Origin of the sequence: Sphingomonas sp. 66-10 (assembly GCF_001897045.1) — a bacterium.
Lineage (GTDB): Bacteria > Pseudomonadota > Alphaproteobacteria > Sphingomonadales > Sphingomonadaceae > Sphingomonas > Sphingomonas lycopersici.
In genome coordinates this window covers 5,585-7,845 of sequence record NZ_MKRR01000017.1, presented here as the reverse complement: position 1 = coordinate 7,845, position 2,261 = coordinate 5,585, and the positions used below count along the sequence as shown (strand labels likewise).

Annotated in this window: 2 protein-coding genes; both read left to right on the top strand. The window is 71.5% G+C overall.

Annotated features, from left to right (window positions below):
- Positions 1 to 543 (top strand): CHAT domain-containing protein (locus BGN95_RS01940; protein WP_286771454.1); only part of this gene is annotated, 543 nt, incomplete at its 5' end.
- Between the two features lie 6 nt (positions 544 to 549).
- Positions 550 to 2,261 (top strand): adenylate/guanylate cyclase domain-containing protein (locus BGN95_RS01935; protein WP_286771453.1); only part of this gene is annotated, 1,712 nt, incomplete at its 3' end.

Genomic DNA, 2,261 nt, shown 5'->3' with positions numbered 1-2,261 from the left:
ACCGACGATGCGGTGCGCACGCGGGCCGATCTCAACCAGTTCCGCATCCTGCATTTCGCGACCCACGGGCTGGTCACCCCGCCGCGCGCGGGATGCCCGGCGCGCCCGGCGCTCGTCACCAGCTTCGCCGACACGCCGACCTCGCACGGGTTGCTCCAGTTCGGCGAGATCTTCGACCTCCGGCTCAACGCCGATCTCGTCATCCTCTCCGCCTGCGACACCGCGGGGGTGGCGGGGGCCGAGGCGACGCGCGAGACCGGGCTGACCGGCGGCGGCGGGACGTTCGACGGGCTGGTGCGCGCGTTCATCGGCGCGGGCAGCCGCTCGGTGATCGCCAGCCACTGGCCCGCGCCCGAAGCCTATCATGCGACCGAGCGGCTGATCGCGGGGATGTTCGATACCGGCGGGGAGCGCCCGATCGGCGAGGCGCTGCGCGCGGCGCAGGTGCGGCTGATGGACGATGCCGATACCTCGCACCCCTTCTATTGGGCGGGCTTTGCGATCGTCGGAGACGGTGCGCGCCCGCTGATCGCGGCGCGCTGAGCGGCGATGACGCGCGGCCTCGTCCCTCGAGCGATGCGCGTCGTGCGCGACGCCGGGCGCGGTCGGCTGGCCGCGGCGGTGCTGGTGCTCGCGCTCGCGCTGTTCGTCGCGGGGTGGGACTGGGGCCGCCCGCTCGGCGCGGGCACGCACGCGCGCGAGATCCCGACCGCCGACGCCGAACGCGGGCTCTATGACTGGCGCGCGGCGACCTTCGCGCCGCGCGTCGCGCAGGACAAGCGCCTCGTGATGATCGTCTATGACGACCAGACCCTGATCGCGACGCGCAAGCGCTCGCCGCTCGATCGCGGGCTGCTGGCGCGCGCGTTGCGCAATCTCGACGCGATGGGGGCGCATTCGATTGGGGTCGACATCCTGTTCGATCAGCCGCAGGACGAGGATAATGCGCTGCTCGCCGCGCTGCGCGCGATGCGCACCCCGGTGTGGCTCGGCTATGCCAATCTTGGCGACAACCGCGAACAGATCATCTTCGAGCAGCAGCAATATCTCGATCGCTTCATCCGCGCCGCGCGCACCGGTCGCGTGCGCCCGGCGAGCATCCGGCTCGAAACCGATTCGGACAATGTCGCGCGCAGCTGGCCGACCCCGCAGCCGGGCCAGCCGCCGCTGCTCGCGCTGGCGATGCGGCCCGCCGCCGCCTTCGCCGATTATCGCGGCGCGATCCGCTATCGCCTGCCCCAGCCGCAGCCCGACCGGTCGGAGGAGCCGGTGATCCCGAGCCTGCAGATCGACCTGATCGCCGATCCCGCGATGAGCGCCGCGCTGGCGCCGATGGTGCGCGGGCGCGACGTGCTGATCGGCGGCGACATCGTCGATATCGACCAGTTCGAAACCCCGCTCTCGGGGCGCGGCGCGCATTCGACGATGATCGGGCTGGAGGTACATGCGACGATGCTGGCGCAAGTGCTCGACGGGGCGCGGCTGCGCACGGTGCCGGTCGGCGTGCGCTGGCTGGCGGCGGCGCTGGTCGTGCTCGCCGCGGCGGCGACCAGCCTCGCCGAATTGCGCTGGCTGTGGCTCGGCCCGGCGCTGGTGGTGCAGGCCGGGGCGATCGGCGGGCTGCCGCTGGTGCTCCAGGCCAATGGCTGGGGCACCAAGGGGCTCCCCGCGGCGGGCTGGGCGATCGCGTGGATCTTCGCCTTCACCGCGGTGGGCGTCGCGGCGCGCGCGGTGACCTCGCAGCAGCGCCGCTTCGCGCAATCGGCGCTCGGCAAATATCTGCCGCGCGATATCGCCACGCAGATCCTGCAGGAGCCCGAAAAGCTCGCGCTCCACGGCGAGAAGCGCGCGATCTTCACGCTGTTCACCGATCTCGAAGGCTTCACCAAGCTCAGCCACGCGATCGCGCCGGAAATGGTCGCGCAATTGCTCAACCGCTATCTCGATATGCTGAGCGACGTGGTGCTCGCGCACGGCGGGACGATCGACAAATTCGTCGGCGATGCGGTGGTCGCCTTCTGGGGCGCGCCGATCGCGCGCGATGACGATGCGCGCAACGCCGCGCAGGCGGCCTATGCGATGTGGCAGGCGGGGGAGGCGTTTCGTCGCGATCTGCCCGCCGGGGTGCCACCGATCGGGCGCACCCGTGTCGGGCTGCATCACGGCGACGCGATCGTCGGCAATTTCGGCGGCGAGGGGCGCATCCAATATACCGCGCTGGGCGACAGCATGAACACCGCGTCGCGGCTCGAATCCGCCAA